13 protein-coding genes are annotated in these 16,351 nt (G+C 74.5%); 8 read left to right on the top strand and 5 right to left on the bottom strand.

Features of this window, described 5'->3' with window-relative positions:
- The first annotated feature begins 178 nt into the window (after positions 1-178).
- The 5 genes from VM636_RS24100 to VM636_RS24080 all read left to right on the top strand — a co-directional run bounded on the left by VM636_RS24100 (position 179) and on the right by VM636_RS24080 (position 5,378).
- A complete protein-coding gene (locus tag VM636_RS24100; protein WP_338485676.1) occupies positions 179-997 on the top strand; it encodes a glycosyltransferase family 2 protein in 819 nt (272 codons plus the stop codon).
- Positions 994-2,148, top strand: coding sequence for a glycosyltransferase family 2 protein (locus tag VM636_RS24095; RefSeq protein WP_338485674.1), 1,155 nt, complete (start codon positions 994-996; stop codon positions 2,146-2,148). Before VM636_RS24100 ends, VM636_RS24095 begins: the two co-directional genes overlap by 4 nt.
- Before the next feature lie 34 nt (positions 2,149-2,182).
- Positions 2,183-2,992: a polysaccharide deacetylase family protein gene (locus tag VM636_RS24090; RefSeq protein ID WP_051821154.1), complete on the top strand. Its 810-nt coding sequence runs from the start codon at positions 2,183-2,185 to the stop codon at positions 2,990-2,992.
- Positions 2,993-3,176: 184 nt separating this feature from the next.
- Positions 3,177-4,271: a DUF5925 domain-containing protein gene (locus VM636_RS24085; RefSeq protein WP_030418009.1), complete on the top strand. Its 1,095-nt coding sequence runs from the start codon at positions 3,177-3,179 to the stop codon at positions 4,269-4,271.
- Positions 4,272-4,547: 276 nt separating this feature from the next.
- Positions 4,548-5,378 (top strand): DUF72 domain-containing protein, encoded by an 831-nt coding sequence (locus VM636_RS24080; RefSeq protein WP_078855657.1) that lies wholly within the window; start codon positions 4,548-4,550, stop codon positions 5,376-5,378.
- Here the strand turns inward: VM636_RS24080 and VM636_RS24075 are convergent.
- The gene (locus VM636_RS24075) at positions 5,317-5,685 is read right to left on the bottom strand and encodes a GntR family transcriptional regulator (RefSeq protein ID WP_030418007.1); all 369 of its coding nucleotides are present in this window, start codon (positions 5,683-5,685) and stop codon (positions 5,317-5,319) included. The genes VM636_RS24080 and VM636_RS24075 overlap by 62 nt on opposite strands.
- 102 nt (positions 5,686-5,787) lie before the next feature.
- Here VM636_RS24075 and VM636_RS24070 point away from each other — a divergent pair, with 102 nt between their 5' ends.
- Entirely contained in the window at positions 5,788-6,327 is a 540-nt protein-coding gene (locus VM636_RS24070) for a DUF402 domain-containing protein (RefSeq protein ID WP_338485671.1), read from the top strand.
- A gap of 70 nt (positions 6,328-6,397) precedes the next feature.
- Here the strand turns inward: VM636_RS24070 and VM636_RS24065 are convergent, their stop codons facing one another.
- Positions 6,398-8,779: a LamG-like jellyroll fold domain-containing protein gene (locus VM636_RS24065; protein ID WP_338485669.1), complete on the bottom strand. Its 2,382-nt coding sequence runs from the start codon at positions 8,777-8,779 to the stop codon at positions 6,398-6,400.
- A 484-nt stretch (positions 8,780-9,263) separates the two neighbouring features.
- On the opposite strand from VM636_RS24065, the gene VM636_RS24060 reads away from it, so the two are divergent.
- Together VM636_RS24060 and VM636_RS24055 are read left to right on the top strand one after the other, a co-directional pair.
- Positions 9,264-9,401 carry a hypothetical protein gene (locus VM636_RS24060; protein WP_078855654.1) on the top strand — a complete coding sequence of 46 codons (138 nt, stop codon included), beginning with the start codon at positions 9,264-9,266 and terminating at the stop codon, positions 9,399-9,401.
- Positions 9,402-9,543: 142 nt separating this feature from the next.
- Complete coding sequence (locus VM636_RS24055; RefSeq protein ID WP_338485667.1) at positions 9,544-10,521, top strand: lytic polysaccharide monooxygenase; 978 nt, start codon at positions 9,544-9,546, stop codon at positions 10,519-10,521.
- 71 nt (positions 10,522-10,592) lie between these two features.
- Here the strand turns inward: VM636_RS24055 and VM636_RS24050 are convergent, their stop codons facing one another.
- The 3 genes from VM636_RS24050 to VM636_RS24040 form a co-directional block, all read right to left on the bottom strand.
- The gene (locus VM636_RS24050; RefSeq protein WP_338485665.1) at positions 10,593-11,453 is read right to left on the bottom strand and encodes an alpha/beta fold hydrolase; all 861 of its coding nucleotides are present in this window, start codon (positions 11,451-11,453) and stop codon (positions 10,593-10,595) included.
- A 241-nt stretch (positions 11,454-11,694) separates the two neighbouring features.
- Positions 11,695-12,693 (bottom strand): hypothetical protein, encoded by a 999-nt coding sequence (locus tag VM636_RS24045; protein WP_338485663.1) that lies wholly within the window; start codon positions 12,691-12,693, stop codon positions 11,695-11,697.
- Complete coding sequence (locus VM636_RS24040) at positions 12,690-16,205, bottom strand: DNA polymerase III subunit alpha (protein WP_338485661.1); 3,516 nt, start codon at positions 16,203-16,205, stop codon at positions 12,690-12,692. The genes VM636_RS24045 and VM636_RS24040 overlap by 4 nt, the downstream gene beginning before the upstream one ends.
- Positions 16,206-16,351: the final 146 nt, after the last annotated feature.

Raw genomic sequence — 16,351 nt, 5'->3', positions numbered from 1 at the left:
GGCCGTGCCGCGCGGTCGGCTGCCGTTTCCTTCCGGCACCGGCGGGCTTTGCCAACTCGCCCGGCACGGGCGGAGAACCATCCCGCCGTGCCCTGGGCGAGAACCCCCCTTTCGAACCGGACACAGAGCCGGACCGCCCCTGGGGCGGGCGGTCCGCCGGACGAGAGGGACCACACTCATGAGCTCAGTTCTGCGGCCGGTGCCGCGTGCCGACGGCCCGTCACCGGCCGCTGCCTACCGGCCCGTCTCCTCGCACCTGGCCATCGCACCGCCCGTCAGCGTGGTCATCCCGGCCATGAACGAGGCGGAGAACCTTCCCTACGTCTTCAAGACGCTGCCCGACTGGATACACGAGGTCGTCCTCGTGGACGGCAACTCCACCGACGCCACCGTCGAGGTCGCCCGGGAGCTGTGGCCGCAGGTCAAGGTGGTCGAGCAGCGCGGCAAGGGCAAGGGTGACGCGCTGATCACCGGCTTCGGGGAGTGCACCGGGGACATCATCGTCATGGTCGACGCCGACGGTTCCGCCGACGGGCAGGAGATCGTCTCGTACGTCTCCGCCCTCGTCTCCGGCGCCGACTTCGCCAAGGGCTCCCGCTTCGCCAACGGCGGCGGCACCGACGACATGACCTTCATCCGCAAGCTGGGCAACCGCGCCCTGTGCGCGGTCGTCAACCGGAAGTTCGGCGCCCGCTACACCGACCTGTGCTACGGCTACAACGCGTTCTGGAGGCACTGCCTGGACAAGATCGACCTGGACTGCACCGGCTTCGAGGTCGAGACGCTGATGAACATCCGCGTCGTCAAGGCCGGACTGAAGGTGCAGGAGATCCCGAGCCACGAGTACCTGCGCATCCACGGCGTGAGCAATCTGCGGGCGGTGCGCGACGGGCTGCGGGTGCTCAGAGTGATCCTCGCCGAACGCTCCAACCGCCGTGCGCTGCGCAGCCGTGCCCACTCGCCGGTGCTCGGCACGGCCCGGGGGAAGGCGTCTTGAGCCGTCCCACCGTGTCCGTCGTGATCTGCGCCTACACCGAGGAGCGGTGGGAGGACGTCCTCGCCGCCGTCTCCTCGGTGCGGGCGCAGTCCCGGCCCCCGCGGGAGATCCTGCTGGTCGTCGACCACAACGAGGCCCTGCGGAGGCGGCTCGCCGCTCGGTACCCGGGGGGCGGGGCGGACGGCCCGGACGGGGGCGGGGAGGATGGCGGCCCGGTCGCGGGCGGCCGGGGCGGAGGCCCGGTCAGCGGCCCCGACGCGGGGGGCGGGCCGGGGCGCGCGCCGGTGCCGGTGCCGGTGCCACCGTCGTCGCCGTCGCCGTCGCCGCAAGGCCCGGTACCCGTACGGGTGTTGGCGAACGCCGGCCCGCGCGGGCTGTCCGCCGGCCGCAACACCGGGATCGCCGCCTCCCGCGCCGAGGTGATCGCCTTCCTCGACGACGACGCCGTGGCCGAACGCGACTGGCTGCACCACCTGACCGAGGCGTACGCCGACCCGCGGGTCATGGCCGTGGGCGGGCGCACCCTGCCCGTCTGGGCGTCGGGACGCCGGCCCGTCTGGTTCCCCGAGGAGTTCGACTGGGTGGTGGGCTGCACGTACCGCGGCCTGCCGCCCGGCCGGGTCCGGGTGCGCAACGTGCTCGGCGGCAACGCCTCCTTCCGGCGGGAGGCGTTCGACGCGGCGGGCGGCTTCGCCACCGGTATCGGACGCGACGGCGACCGGCGCCCGCTGGGCTGCGAGGAGACGGAACTGTGCATCCGGCTCAGCCGCGCCCGCCCCGACGCGGTGCTCCTCATCGACGACCGGGCGGTGATCCACCACCGGGTGCCCGGGGCACGGGAGCACTTCGGCTACTTCCGCTCCCGCACCTACGCCGAGGGCCTGTCCAAGGCCCTGGTCGCCCGCAGCGTCGGGGTGGCCAGGGGGCTGGAGTCGGAACGCCGGTACGCCACCCGCACCCTGCCGGCGGGGGTCGTCCGGGGGCTGCGGGACGCCGTGCTGGCCCGGCCGGGCGGCGCGGGCCGGGCGGGCGCGATCGTCGCCGGGGTGCTCACCGCGGCCGGCGGCTACCTGGTGGGCAGCGTCCGGGCCCGGCGGGGCGCCACCGCGTTCACCGTGGCGCCGCCGCGGGAGGGCGGCGCGCGTGACTGAGGCGACCGCGGCCGACCCCCGCGTACCGGTGCTCATGTACCACGCGGTGGCCACCGACCCGAACGACGCCACCCGGGCCCTGTCGGTGACGCCCGACGCGTTCGCCGCGCAGATGGCGCTGATCGCCGACCGGGGGCTGACCCCGGTCACCACGGCGGCGCTGGCCGCCGCCTGGCGCGGGGAGGGGCCCCTGCCACGGCGGCCGGTCCTGATCACCTTCGACGACGGCTACGAGGGCGTGCACCGGTACGCCCTTCCGGTGCTGGCCGCGCACGGCTTCCCGGCCACCGTCTTCGTCACGACCGGCTGGCTGCGCGGCCCGTACGACACCGGGGGCGCCCTCGACACCATGCTCGACTGGGACCAGGCACGGGAGCTGGCCGCCGCCGGCGTGGAGATCGGCGGCCACAGCCACACCCATCCGCAACTGGACCAACTCGGCGACGGGCGGCTGCGGTCCGAGCTGATCCACGGCAAGGAGATCATCGCGGACCAGGTGGGCACCGTACCCGTCTCGTTCGCCTACCCGTACGGCTACTCCGACCGGCGGGTGCGGCGGGCGGTGCGCGAGACGGGGTACGCGCAGGCGCTCGCCGTCGGCAACGCGCTGGCCCGCCGCCGCCAGGGACCGTACGCGCTGCGCCGGGTCACCGTGCGCCGCTCCACCGGGCCGGAGGCGTTCGCCCGGCTCGTCCAGGGGCACGCGGTCACCCGCGCGTACGCCCGGGACCGGGCCCTGACCAAGGGGTACGCCGTGGTCCGGGGGGCGCGCCGGCTGGGCGGCCGGCTCCGGCCCGCGCCGAGCGGGACGCGCGGAGCGGGGGTGGCGGACGACGGGCGGTGAGGGGGCCTCCGGCGGGGCGGATCACGCGGCCTCCGGCGCGCGGGGTACGGGGCCTCGGGCTGGGGCGGGTTACCGGGCCTCCGGCGGGGCGGGTCACGGGGCGAGGGCCCGCCGGAGCCGGGGCACGCCCGGGTGGCCGGGAAACCGGGTGCGTCCCGCCGCCCCCTGCCGGATCATGGGCCCCATGCCCGCGAACCCGCACGACGCCCTGCCGATCCGGCTCAACGTCGACGACAGCGATTCCCCCTCCGACGTGGTCGACGCGCTGTTCCTCGGCCGCTTCGCCACCGGCGAGCAGCCGTACGCCCACGCCACCACCGTCGACCGCGTCCGCTCCGGGGCGACCCTGCTGCCGCCCGGCGCGCGGGTGCTGCGCGCCGCCCGGGACGACGACCGCAGCGCCACGCTGGCCGAGGGCGACGGCTGGACGCTGCTGGTCTCCCGGTGGAGCCGGGGCGCCGACGTGACGGTGACCGCGACCAGCGCCGAACTGGCCCGCAGGGTGGTCGCCGAGGCCACCGACGGCGCCGCCGACGAGCCCGAACCGGCGCCGGAGAACGTCACCATGGGCTTCTGGTACGTCTCCCCCCGGCGCGGACCGCACCGCACCACCCGGCAGATCTCCGCGGGCACCTGGGAGGAGGTGCGGGGCAACTACACCGCGCCGGTGGCGGACGCGATGGACCGCCTGATGAAGACGACCCCGCAGGACATCGCGGGCCGCCTGCTGCTCCTGCACGGGCCGCCCGGCACCGGCAAGACGTCGGCGCTGCGGACGCTGGCCCGGTCCTGGCGCGACTGGTGCCAGGTGGACTGCGTGCTGGACCCGGAGCGACTCTTCTCCGACGTCGGCTACCTCATGGACATCGCCATCGGCGAGGAGGACGAGACGGGCCGGGACCGCTGGCGGCTGCTGCTCCTGGAGGACTGCGACGAGCTGATCCGCGGCGAGGCCAAGCACACCGCGGGACAGGCCCTGTCGCGGCTGCTGAACCTCACCGACGGACTGCTCGGCCAGGGCCGCAACGTCCTGGTCGGCGTCACCACCAACGAGGACCTGGAGCGGCTGCACCCCGCCGTGGTCCGCCCCGGCCGCTGTCTGGCCCGCATCGAGGTCGGCCGGCTCACCCGCCCGGAGGCGGTGAACTGGCTCGGCACCGAGGAGGGCGTCGGCCGCGAGGGGGCGACCCTGGCCGAGCTGTACGCCCTGCGCCGCGGCACCTCGCCGACGGCCCTGCCGGAACCGCGGGCGGGCGCGGAGGCCGGGCTCTACTTGTAACGCGGTGGGCGGGGCCGCGTGGATGGGGGGGGCGGGCCCGCGCAGCCGCGACGGGCCCACGTGACCGAGACGGGCCCCCGCGGCCGGGACGGGCGCCCATGACCGGGACGGGCCTCTGTCCGGGGCGGAGCACGGGCAGCCGGGTGGGACATCCGTGACCGCGGCAGACCGGCGCGGCCGGCGGCAGCCCCCGTGGCGGCGGCGACTCCGCGCGGCCGGGGACAACCGGCACAGGCCCCTGTAGCCGGGGCGGGCCCACGGTGTTTCGATGAGGGCATGACCGTGTTCGTCGGCACCTCGGGCTGGCAGTACCGGGACTGGAGGGACGCCCTCTACCCGCCCGGTCTGCCGGTCCGGCTGTGGCTGGAGCGGTACGCGGCCGGTTTCGCCACGGTCGAGGTCGACAACGCCTTCTACCGGCTGCCGGCCCGGGAGACCTTCGAGGGCTGGAGGGGACGGCTGCCGGAGGACTTCGTGGTCGCGGTCAAGGCGAGCCGCTTCCTCACCCACGTCAAGCGCCTGCGGGACCCGGCGGAACCGGTCGGGCGGCTGATGTCCCACGCGGCGGGGCTCGGCGACCGGCTCGGCCCGGTGCTGCTCCAGTTGCCGCCGACGCTGCGAGCCGACCCGGGGCTGCTCGACGCGTGCCTGGCCTGTTTCCCGGCGGGCACGCGGATCGCGGTGGAGCCCCGGCACGACTCCTGGTGGACGCCCGGGGTGCGCCGGGTACTGGAGGCCCGGGGCGCCGCCCTGTGCTGGGCCGACGTCCGGGCCCGCCCGGCCGCCCCGCTGTGGCGCACCGCCGACTGGGGGTACGTCCGCTTCCACGAGGGCCGCGCCGCCGCCTGGCCGCACTACGGCCGCCGCTCCCTGGCGACCTGGGCCGGCCGTATCGCCGAGACCTGGCCGGACGGCGACGTGTACGCCTACTTCAACAACGACCCGAACGCGGCGGCCGTGGCCGACGCGGAGGTCTTCGCCCGTGCCGCGCGCCGCACCGGCCTGCCCGTGACCCGTACCCCGGGCACGCCGGCCGGCCGAGCCGTCACGAGCCGTACACGGCCCGCAGCGCGTCCTCGACGGCAGCCAGGGCGTCGGCCCGGGTGAGGCCGAGGCGCCGGGCGCGCTCGGCGTAGGCCAGGGCGGCGGCGGCCCCCTCCCGTTCGGCGGCCGAGCCCGCCGCCGCGACGAAGGTGCCGTTGCGGCCGCGCGTCTCGATCACCCCGTCGGTCTCCAGGGCCCGGTACGCCTTGGCCACCGTGTTGGCGGCGAGGCCCAGGGAGTCGGCCAGTCCGCGCACGGTGGGCAGCCGGTACCCGGCCGGCAGCGCGCCCGACCGGGCCTGCTCGGAGATCTGTGCGCGCACCTGCTCGTAGGGCGGGGCACCGTCGGAGATGTGGATCTTCAGAGTCACATGGCGATTGTTCCGCATCCCCCGGAAAATGGGAGGCACCCCCGTGCCCCTCCGCCCTAGCGTGCGGTCTCGGCCACCACATCCGGGCAACGGAGGTACACCATGTCCACGAACTCGGCCGGCCCCGGCCCCGGCCCGGTGACGCACGTCGTCCTGGTCAAGGCCGGCCGGACGAAGATCCGCTACCCGGCGGTGCTGCTCGGTGACGACGGCACCCACCTCACCCTCCGCGCCCCCTGGGCGGGCGAGGGGGTGCGGGACTTCGGCTTCGTCCGCTTCGAGCCGGGCGACGTCTTCACCGAGCACTACTGGCGGGACCGCTGGTACGCCGTCAAGGAGGTCCGGACCGCGTCGGGCGCGCTGAAGGGCTGGTACTGCGACATCACCCGCCCCGCCGTGACCGACGGCGCCACCCTGACCGTCGAGGACCTCGACCTGGACCTGTGGCGCTCGGCCGACGGCACGGACGTCCGCGTCCTGGACGAGGACGAGTTCGAGGCGAGCGGCCTGACCACCCGGGACCCCGAAGCCGCCGCCCAGGCCCGCACAGCCCTGACCACCCTCACCACCCTCGCCCACACCCGGACTTTCGCCGACCTCGTCACCCGGCGGGCCGTCCCGCGACTGCCGGTCGAGGGCTGAGCGGGGAGCGTACGGCCCCTTGGGAGCGGTGTCGTGCCGGGCTCTCGCCAGGAGCCCGGCACGACACCGCTCAGGTGGCCTCGCCGGGTACCTCTGTCGGCAGGCCGGGCATCCCGACCGCCAGATGCCTGACCTGCACGGCCGTCAGGGCGCCCTGGAAGGCCCACAGGTCGGAGACCGAGCCGGGCCAGTAGTCACCCCAGGTGCCCGCCCCGGTGTGAGCACGACCGAGTTGCAGCGGCTGCTCCGATGTATAGGCGAGTACGTCGTCGGCCCAGGAGAGCCTGTCCGTACAGACGCTGCCGTCCGGCCTGCCGTCGCCGTCCGCGTCCGCGCAAGCCAGCTCTTCGAGTTCGCCGTTGACGTACAGCGCGAGGTGCTTGGCGAAGCCGTCGTAGACGAGGGCCAGGTGCGTCCATTCGGTGGGGCTGAAGAACTGCCCGTTGTCGACGTGGGTGACCGCGGCGGTACCGGTGTCGGCCGCCGCCATCACGATCCGCCAGCGGCCCGGGTCGGTTTCGGGGGTGGCGCTGGGTTCGTACCGCACGGTGAAGGCGCTTCGGGTGGTACCGGGGACGCCGAGCAGGGCCACACCGTGTTCCGGCACGGCTGCCGCCTGGGCCCAGACGCTGATGGTGAAGCTGTTGCCGGTGTCCACGGGAACGGCCGATGTCACACCGTAGTCGTCGACGCCGTCCAGGTGGACACCGCCGTCGACCCATCCGGAACCGATCTCGGCGCCGCCGTACAAGGTCATGGCGTTGCCCTCCGCGGAAACGTCCGGTGTGACGAGCGGGGAGCCGTGGGCGGTCTCGAAAGTCCACCGGCCCTTCACCTGGGGGCGCTCTTCGTGGAGCTGTCCCGCCCCTTCGCCGGCACCGGACCTGCCGAGGGTGCGCACCGTCGGCTTCTTCCAGGTGCCGCCGTACTCCATCGTCAGTTGCGACATCTTGATCTGGGCCGGCGGACGGTTGTACCGGACTCGGAGGTACGCCTTGTCCGAGAACCGCTTCCAGGCGTTCCCGTCGCTCTCACTGGCCGCCCGCAGCCCGAACGTCATCGACGCGTCCTTGCGGTCGGCGGCCGCCTGCACCGCGGACTTCACGTTGAACTCCGCGTCCTTGGCGGCGCAGCCCGAGTAGCCGTACGCGAAGGACTCCGACGCCAGCTTCTTCGGCCAGAATCCGCTGTTGTCCTGGTCGGCCCATGTCGTCGACGACGAGATGCCCTTGGTCTCGTACAGCTCCACCGTGCGGGCCGAGCACGAAGCCGACCAGGTGTTGCGCACCACGAACTCGGCCGACAGGATCGACGTGCCCGCGAACCTCGACGTCGGGATGCGGTAGAAGAGGCGCTTGGTGTCGTGAGGCCGGCAGTAGGACCAGTTGCAGTAGCCCATGCCGGCGTCGGACTCGCCGTTGAACTTCCACTGCGGTGAGTTGGCCCAGTACTTGGAGACCATCGTCCACGCCGACGCCCGCGGCGAGTACCACTGGGGGTCGATGTAGACGGGGTAGACGGTGTCCTCACCCTTGAGCACGTCGGCGTCCGGCGTCAGCACGAGCGCGTTCTGTCCGGCGGGCACCTCGACCTCGACCGGGGCGAGCTTGCCCGACTCCCCCGCCCCCGGCTGCTGTGCCGTCCCGCCGGTGCCGTCGGAGGCCGTGCCCCGGCCCGCCCCTCCGGCGGCCTGCGGGGCTCCCGTCGCGGTCTCACCCGGACTGGAGTCCCACATCATCGGCTTGGGAGCCTCGAAGACCGCGCCCCGGGCGCCCTGGTCGAGGGCCTGGAGACCTCCCTCGCCGGTCTTCGTCACCGACAGGCCCCGGGTGTCCATCTCCAGTCGCAGCCGGGCCAGTTCGGGGCCGGCTGCGGCCTCGGCAGTCTTGACCACGAGCAGTTGGGTGAACCCGTCCTCCTGTGCCGTCAGCCTCAGGTCGACGTCCGGCAGGACCGACCGGTAGGTGGCGACCGGTCCCGCGGTCTCGGGCCGCGGCAGCGGCGTGGGCCAGGACAGGCTCAGTTCCCGTCCGGCCCGTCGCATCCGTACCAGCGGACCGTCCCCTCCGCCGGAGAACTCCATGTCCATCGTCGACGCCTTGGGAGCGACGGCGCCGCCGGCGGTTGCCGTGAGGTCGGTGTCGATCCGCTTCCAGCCGCCGCCGGTGCGGGTCCAGACGGGACGCAGGTGCTCACGCGCCTCCAGTTCGCCCTCGGGAGTGGCGAAGACCTCTCTCGTCTCCCCGCGCAGCGACGCGATCTCCACCGCCTCGCCGGTCTTCTCCGCCTCGGCGAACGCCTCGGTCTCGGTCGCCGCGGTCGTCGCCGCCTCGGTGTCCGTCAGGCCACCGGCGTCCCCGGCCGTACGTGCCCCGGTCCGGGGAGAGGCGGCCCGGGTATCGGCGACCGCCTCGCCCGACAGCGCCGGTGGCGACCCGAGCGCCAACGCCACGCCCAGCAGGATCCGGACAGCTCTGCCGGCCCCCCGCGTTCGACTCCACATCCCCGACACACCCCACCCACACAGCGGTCACATAGTTGCCGTCAGTAACCAATCGCTCAGCGGAGTGTCGCGTCAACGGTCAGTAAACGGACATTGATGCGACAAGATCGACTTAGCGCCTGTGACGATCCTTACGTTTGGGACGGGGCGCGTGACCCTTCGGCGGGGTTCGAGGGGAATCGGGCGCTTGTCCGGCGGTGGGCCTGCGCTGCTCACGTGAAGGGGGAGCGGGGGCCGCGTGGGGTCCGCGGGGCGGGGGAGGCCACCTGACGTGGTGCTCTCGTTACTCGCGTGAGTCATGGGGGGCAGGGTGTCAGGCGGGTCTGACAACGTGATATGAGCCACTGACAACCGTGCATCGATCGGGAACTCTCGGGGAAAGGGTCTACCTCCGTGACAACGCGGAACCCGGTGGAACCGTAAGGAGGCAGCCATGCGCCGTCTGTCCGTGCAGAAGCCCCTGAAGAAGACCGATGCCCGCCGAGTCCGCGAGGAGTGCGAGGAGCGTCCGTCCGGCCGCCCCGAGATCCGCAAGGACATCGCCCGCACCTGGTGGCCCGACCCTTCCTGAGGACAGCCTCAGCTCTTCCTTAACGCGACCATAAGGATCTCCCCGAGCCGCCCCTCCAGGGCGGTTCCGCGGTTTTCCGGGGCTAGTTTGCTGGTCACCCCCACGGGCTCCGGCCCAGCCCCGACCGTTTCGAGGAGTCCCCATGCCCGCACCGTCCGCGCCCCGCCGGGTCGCCGCCGTGGCCGCCGCAGGCCTCGCCCCGCTCGCCCTGACCGCGCTGGCCGCGGCGCCCGCCGCCGCCCACGGTTCGATGGGCGACCCGGTCAGCCGGGTCTCGCAGTGCCACGCCGAGGGCCCCGAGAGCCCGCGATCACAGGCGTGCAAGGCCGTGGTGGCGGCCGGCGGCACCCAGGCGCTCTACGACTGGAACGGCGTCCGCATCGGTGACGCCGGCGGGCGCCACCAGGAGCTGATCCCGGACGGCAGGCTGTGCAGCGCGGGCGATCCGCAGTTCAAGGGCCTGGACCTGGCCCGCACCGACTGGCCGACGACCGGCGTGAGCAGCGGCGCGTACACCTTCAAGTACCGGGTGACGGCCCCGCACAAGGGCACCTTCACGGTGTACCTGACCAAGCCGGGCTACGATCCGTCCCGCCCGCCGGCCTGGAGCGACCTGGACCTGTCGGCGCCGGTGGCGACGTCCACCGACCCGGTCGCGGCGGACGGCTTCTACACCTTCTCGGGCACCCTGCCGGAGCGTTCCGGCACGCACGTGCTGTACGCGGTGTGGCAGCGTTCGGACAGCCCGGAGGCGTTCTACTCCTGCTCGGACGTGTCCTTCGGCGGCGGTTCGGGCGCCGTCGCCGCGGCCCCGGCGCCGAGGGCCGAGACACCTTCCGCTGCGCAGCTCGCCGAGGCGGCGGGCCTGTCGACGATCGAGAACCACGGCCACGGGGACCAGGACCACCGGACCACGGCGGACCCGGCCGCCCCGGCGTCGGCCGCCGCGACGGACGGCCCCAACGAGGTCAAGGCCGCCGCCGGCGACGCCGTGAACCTCGCCGAGACGGGCGGCGGTTCCCGCACCGCGTACCTCGCCGTCGGCGGTGCCGCGGCGCTGGCGCTGGGCGCGGCGGCGATGTTCGCCTCCGTGCGCCGGCGGGCCCTGGGCGGTCGTTGACCTGCCCGAGGGGGTGACGCGGGGCCGGTCCGGCGGCTCAGGCCGGGCCGGTCCCGCGTCGGTGCGCGCGGTCAGTCGAAGACCGAGGCGCAGGTGGTGGGCGTGGCCTTGCCCGGGTCGAGGGCGTTGGCCACCTCGTGGAAGGCGATCCGGTCGATGAGCCCGATCGCCAGGTGCTCGGAGAAGTCGAGCGGGCACAGGTCCTGGAGCAGGATGTTGCGGACGCCGGGGCCGTCCAGGAACTGGCTCCGGTAGGGGGTGACCACCTCGTCGTAGCGGGTGGCGATGACGGTGTAGGCGATGCCGGGCACGGTGTCGCCGCCCTGGTTGATGCGGTTGAGGACGTCGGAGCCGGCTATCTGGTCGGCGAGGGCGGGGGTCTTCTCGGAGAGCAGGTCCTTGACGCCGGGGAAGTACGGCAGCAGGTTGGTCAGCCCGGTCAGCGTGGTGCCGTGGTTGCTGGGCGCGATGCCGACGAGGGCGTTCACCTTGTCGGCGCCGCCGAGGAACTTGAGGTAGTAGCGGGGCATCATGCCGCCCTGCGAGTGGCCGACGATGTCGGTCTCGGCGGCGCCGGTCGCGGCGAGCACCCGGTCGACGTAGGCGGAGAGCTGCCCGGCGGACTGCTCGACCGGGCCGAGGCCGTGGAAGAAGGGGACGCCGGGCAGTTGCCCGTAGTCGAGGGAGAAGACGCAGTAGCCGCGGTCCTTGAGGTAGGGCGCGAGGCCCAGCCAGTTGTCGACGGAGTTCCCGAAGGTGCCGTGGACGAGGACGACGGGGCGGGGGTGGGCGGCGGAGGGCTTGCAGGTGAAGTCGTTCCAGCCGCGGCTGGGGGCCGGGGCGGCGTGGGCGGTGGCGGCGGTGGGGACCGTGACGGCGGCGGTCAGCAGGAGCGCGGCCAGGTATCCGCGCACTCGCTTCCAGGGCAGCATCGGGTGATCTCCTTGCGGCTCAGGGAGGTGCGACGACGGGACGCCCTGTGATCCGGATCACGAGGATGCTGTTCATCCGTCAAGTTACGGACGAGTAGTAGAAAAGTGAAGTTACGCGTCGGTAAAAACTGTGGGCGACAGCCGACACCGGGCGCACCGCGAGTGATGGCGACTCACACCGGCGGCCCGGAAGAACCCCAGGAACAGGAAGGGCCGGAAGAGCACGCGCCCGGCGGGGAGTTCACGCCGCCAGGGTGCCCGGCATCACCGCCCGCGGACCGAACTTCGCCCGCGCGCGGTCCGCGACCTCCTCCAGCCGGCGGACCTTCTCGTCCACGGGGTCGAAGGTGAGCTGGTGGGAGGCGCCCTCGGCGGGGGCGAGTCCCTCGGCGCGCAGCAACAGCGCGCGGACCCGGGCCCGTTGGAGCCCGAGCGCCTCGTACATGCCGTACGCGGTCCGCGTCAGCTCGGCCGAGTGCGCGGTCGGCTCCCGCAGCGTGCGGCGGCGGGTGGTGGCCGCGGGGCCGCCCCCGCCCCGCCGGGAGCGGGGCTGTTCGGCGTAGCGCACGGTGAGGGTGAGGGTGCGGCAGACCTGTCCCTGGGAGCGCAGCCGGGCGCCCAGTTCCCCGGCGGCCGAGAGCAGGGCGCGGCGGTGCAGGCCGGGGTCGAGTTCGTCGCGGGAGAAGGCGCGTTCGGCGGCCAGCGTGGAGGAGAGGCCGTCGGGGACGACCCGGCCGCGGTCGACGCCGCGGGCCTTCTCCTTCAGTTCGCGGCCGGTCCGCGCGCCGACCAGGCGCTGGAGCGTGGACAGGGGGGCCGCGGCGACCCGGCCGAGGGTGTCGAGCCCGTACTCGCCCAGGGTGCGGGCGGTGGCGGCGCCGACGCCCGGCAGCGCGGCGACGGGCTTGCCGGCGAGGAACTCCCCCGCCGTGGGCCCGGTCACCGCGGGGGTGGTCCCCGGGCGGGCGTCGCGCAGCGCCATGCGGGCCAGCATCGGGCCCGGTCCGGCGCCGATCGCGCAGTCGACGCCGTACCGCGCGAGGGCCCGGACCCGGATGACCGCGGCGAGTTCCACCGCGGCGCGGCCGAAGTACCGTTCGGCGCCGCGCAGGTCGGCCAGCGCCCCGTCCGGGGGGAGGGCCTCGACGACCGGGGTGAACTCCTCCAGCAGGGCGAGCAGCGGGGGCAGGGCCGCCTCGTCCGTGGGGGGCAGGTGGAAACGTACGCAGAGGACGGTCATCCCGCGCTCCCCGGGCTCTGGTGCCACAGCTTCCGCCCCACCGCGGGCCCTTCGCCCGCCGGGCGCAGATCGGCCCAGGGGTGCATCTCGTACCCCGTGGACATGCGAAGCCGGCGCTCCCCCGGGTCGGGGGCGGCGGAGCCGGCCGGCCTGGGCGGGCCCTTTCCGCCGGCGGCGGGGGCGGCGGGGACCGTGCCGGCGAGCCGGGCCGCGACGCCCTCCAGTCCCTCCTCGCGGCGCACGTCGAGCAGGTCGGCGAGGTTCCAGGCGGCGGCGCCGACCACGCTGAGGCTGCGCGGGCCGCGGCGCTGCACCACCCCGCGCACCAGCAGCAGCCAGGAGTGGAAGACGGTGTGGGCGCAGGCGTCGTGGGAGTCGTCGAAGAAGGCGAGGTCGACCAGGCCGGTGCCGTCGTCCAGGGTGGAGAAGATGACCCGCCGGCCGGAGCGGACCGGCGGCGTCTGGGTGGCCGCCTTGGCTCCCGCGACCAGCACCGTCTCCCCGTGCCGGGCCTCGCGCAGCCGCCGGGCCGGCACCACGCCCAGCTCGTCGAGGAAGACCCGGTGGTCGTCCATCAGATGGCGCGAGGCGTCCATGGAGAGCACGCCCAGTTCGGCGCTGAGCCGCTCCTGCGGGGAGAGGTCGGGCAGCCCGGCCCCCGCGGTCCGCCGCCCCCCGGCCAGGGGCAACTGGTCGCCGCGCCCGCCCCGGGCGCCCCGGTGCAGTTCGGTCAGGTGCAGTTGCAGGTCACGGCGGTTGGCGCCGAACACGTCCAGCGCGCCGACCTGGGCGAGCCGGCCGGCCAGCGGTCTGCTGGGCCGGGCCCGTTCCCAGAAGTCGAGCAGGGAGGTGTAGGGCCGGCCCCCGGCGATCCGGGCGGCCTCGGCCTCGGTGATGCCGTGCACGTCGGCGAGGGCGAGGCGCAGCCCCCAGACCCGGGAACCCCGCTGATCGGACACCAGTTCGATCGTGTGGGCGACGCCGGACCGGTTCACGTCCAGCGGCAGGATCGGCACGCCGCGCCGCCGCGCGTCCGCCAGCAGCAGCCGCTTGGGGTACATGCCGGGGTCGTGGGTGAGCAGCCCCGCGTAGAAGGCGGCCGGGTGGTGCGCCTTCAGCCAGGCCGACTGGTAGGTCGGGACGGCGAAGGCGACGGCGTGCGCCTTGCAGAAACCGTACGACCCGAACGCCTCGACGATCTCCCAGGTCCGCCCGATGGTCTCCGCGTCGTACCCCCGGCCCGCCGCGCGGCGGGCGAACCACGCCTTGATCCGCCCCTGCGACTCGGGGTCGGAGAGCCCGCGCCGCACCCGGTCCGCCTCGCCGCGCCCGCAGCCGGTCATGATGTCCACGATGTCGATGATCTGCTCGTGAAAGACGACGACCCCGTAGGTCCCCTCCAGGGGGCCCCTCAGGTCGGGGTGCGGGTAGCGGACCGGGGCCCGCCCGTGCCGGGCCTCGATGAACGGGCGCACCATGTCGGCCGCGACCGGGCCGGGCCGGAAGAGGGAGATGTCGACGACCAGGTCGTGGAAGGTGGCCGGCTGGAGGCGCCCCACCAGGTCCCGCTGGCCCGGCGACTCGATCTGGAAGCAGCCGAGCGTCTCGGTGGAGCGGATGAGACGGTACGTCTCCGGGTCGCCCTCCGGCACCGCGTCCAGGTCGATCCCGGTGCCCGTCGCCCGCTCCACCTCGGCGACCGCGTGCGCCATCGCCGACTGCATCCGCACGCCGAGCACGTCCAGCTTGAGCAGCCCGAGGTCCTCGACGTCCTCCTTGTCGAACTGCGCCATCGGGAAGCCCTCGCCGCTGGTCGGCACGACCGGGGTGCGGGAGAGCAGGGAGGCGTCGGAGAGGAGGACGCCGCAGGGGTGCATGGCGATGCCGCGCGGGAGGGCGTCGAGGGCCTCGACCAGCTCCCACAGCCTGCCGTACCGCTCCTTCTCCCCCGCCAGGTGCCGGAGTTCGGGCAGTTCCTCCAGGGCGGCGCGGGCGTCGCGGGCCCGGATGTGCGGGAAGGACTTGGCGATCCGGTCGATCTCGGCGGGGTCCATGGAGAGGGCGGCGCCGACGTCGCGGACCGCGTGGCGCACCCGGTACGTCTCCGGCATGGCGACCGTGGCGACCCGTTCGGTGCCGAACCGGGCGATGATCGCGCGGTAGACCTCCAGGCGGCGCGCGGACTCCACGTCGATGTCGATGTCGGGCAGCACGACCCGCTCCCGGGACAGGAAGCGCTCCATCAGCAGCCCGTGCTCGACCGGGTCGGCGTGGGCGATGCCGAGGAGGTGGTTGACCAGCGAGCCCGCGCCGGAGCCGCGCGCGGCGACCCGGATGCCCATCTCCCGGACGTCGTCCACGACGCGGGCGACGGTCAGGAAGTAGGAGGCGAAGCCGTGGTGGGCGATGATGTCCAGCTCGTGGTGCATCCGCTCCCAGTACCGCCGGGCGTCGGGGGACCGGTCGTGGCCGCGCAGTACCATGCCCGCCGCGGCCCGGGAGGCCAGTGCCCGCTGGGCGGTGCGCCGGCCCGCGCCGACGAGGTGCGGTTCGGGGAAGTGGACGGCGCCCATGCCGAGGTCGTCCTCGGGGTCGACCAGGCACGCGGCGGCCGTGGCCCCCGTCTGTTCCAGGAGGCGGTGGGCGGCCTCGCGGCGGAAGCCGGCCGCCTCCACGATCCGCTCGGCCGCGTGCAGCATGGCGTCCGCGCCTTTGAGCCACGCCTCGCCGGAGTCCTGCTCCCCGAGGGCGCCGACCGGGACCAGGCGGCGGGAGGCGTCCAGCACGTCGGCGACCGGACCCCGGCCGGGGTCGGCGTACCGGACGGCGTTGGCGAGCACGGGCCGCACGCCCTGTTCGGCGGCGAAGCCGAGGGTGCGGGCGGCCAGCCGCAGCGAGCCGGGCCCGGTCCCGGCCCGGCCGTGCCAGACGGCCTCCAGGCGCAGGGCGTCGCCGTACGCCTCCCGCCAGGGGGCGAGGAGCCGCACCGCGCGGTCGGGGCGGCCGGCGGCGAGGGCGCGGCCCACGTCGGAGCCGGGGCCGAGCAGGACGGTCAGACCGTCGGCGTGGTTGTCGGCCCAGGGCAGCAGCGGGGTGCCCGGGGCCGCGGCGCCGTCGGCGGGGACGGCGTGGGCGGCGGAGACCAGACGGCACAGGTCGGCCCAGCCGCGGGCGCCGTCCCGGGCGAGGAAGGTCACGCGGGGCGCCGACTCGTCGACGAAGGCGCCGCCGCGCACCGGGGTACGGCGCCGGTCGCGGCGTACGGAGCCGTCGGGCCGCCCGGGACCGGGGCCGGGCGGCGCCACCGCCAGCTCGGCGCCGAACAGCGGGCGGACGCCCGCCCGCGCGCACGCCTTGGCGAAACGGACGGTGCCCGCGAGGGTGTCGCGGTCGGTGAGGGCGAGGGCGTCCATGCCCCGTTCGGCGGCGCGCTCGGCCAGCCGCTCCGGGTGGGACGCCCCGTACCGCAGGGAGAACCCGGAGACGGTGTGCAGATGCGTGAAACCCGGCACACGCACCTCCCGCACTCGTGAGCTGACGCCTTTCGAACGTCTGTTCCAACTACCCTCCCCACCATAAACCACTTCCTCGAATACGCGTGCGACACTCGTTCGGCCCCGGCCCACCTGCGGGAACATGCCCCGCCACAGAGCGTGGG

The sequence above is a fragment of the Streptomyces sp. SCSIO 75703 genome (assembly GCF_036607905.1).
Taxonomy (GTDB): domain Bacteria; phylum Actinomycetota; class Actinomycetes; order Streptomycetales; family Streptomycetaceae; genus Streptomyces.
This window is presented reverse-complemented; position numbering and strand designations above follow the sequence as displayed.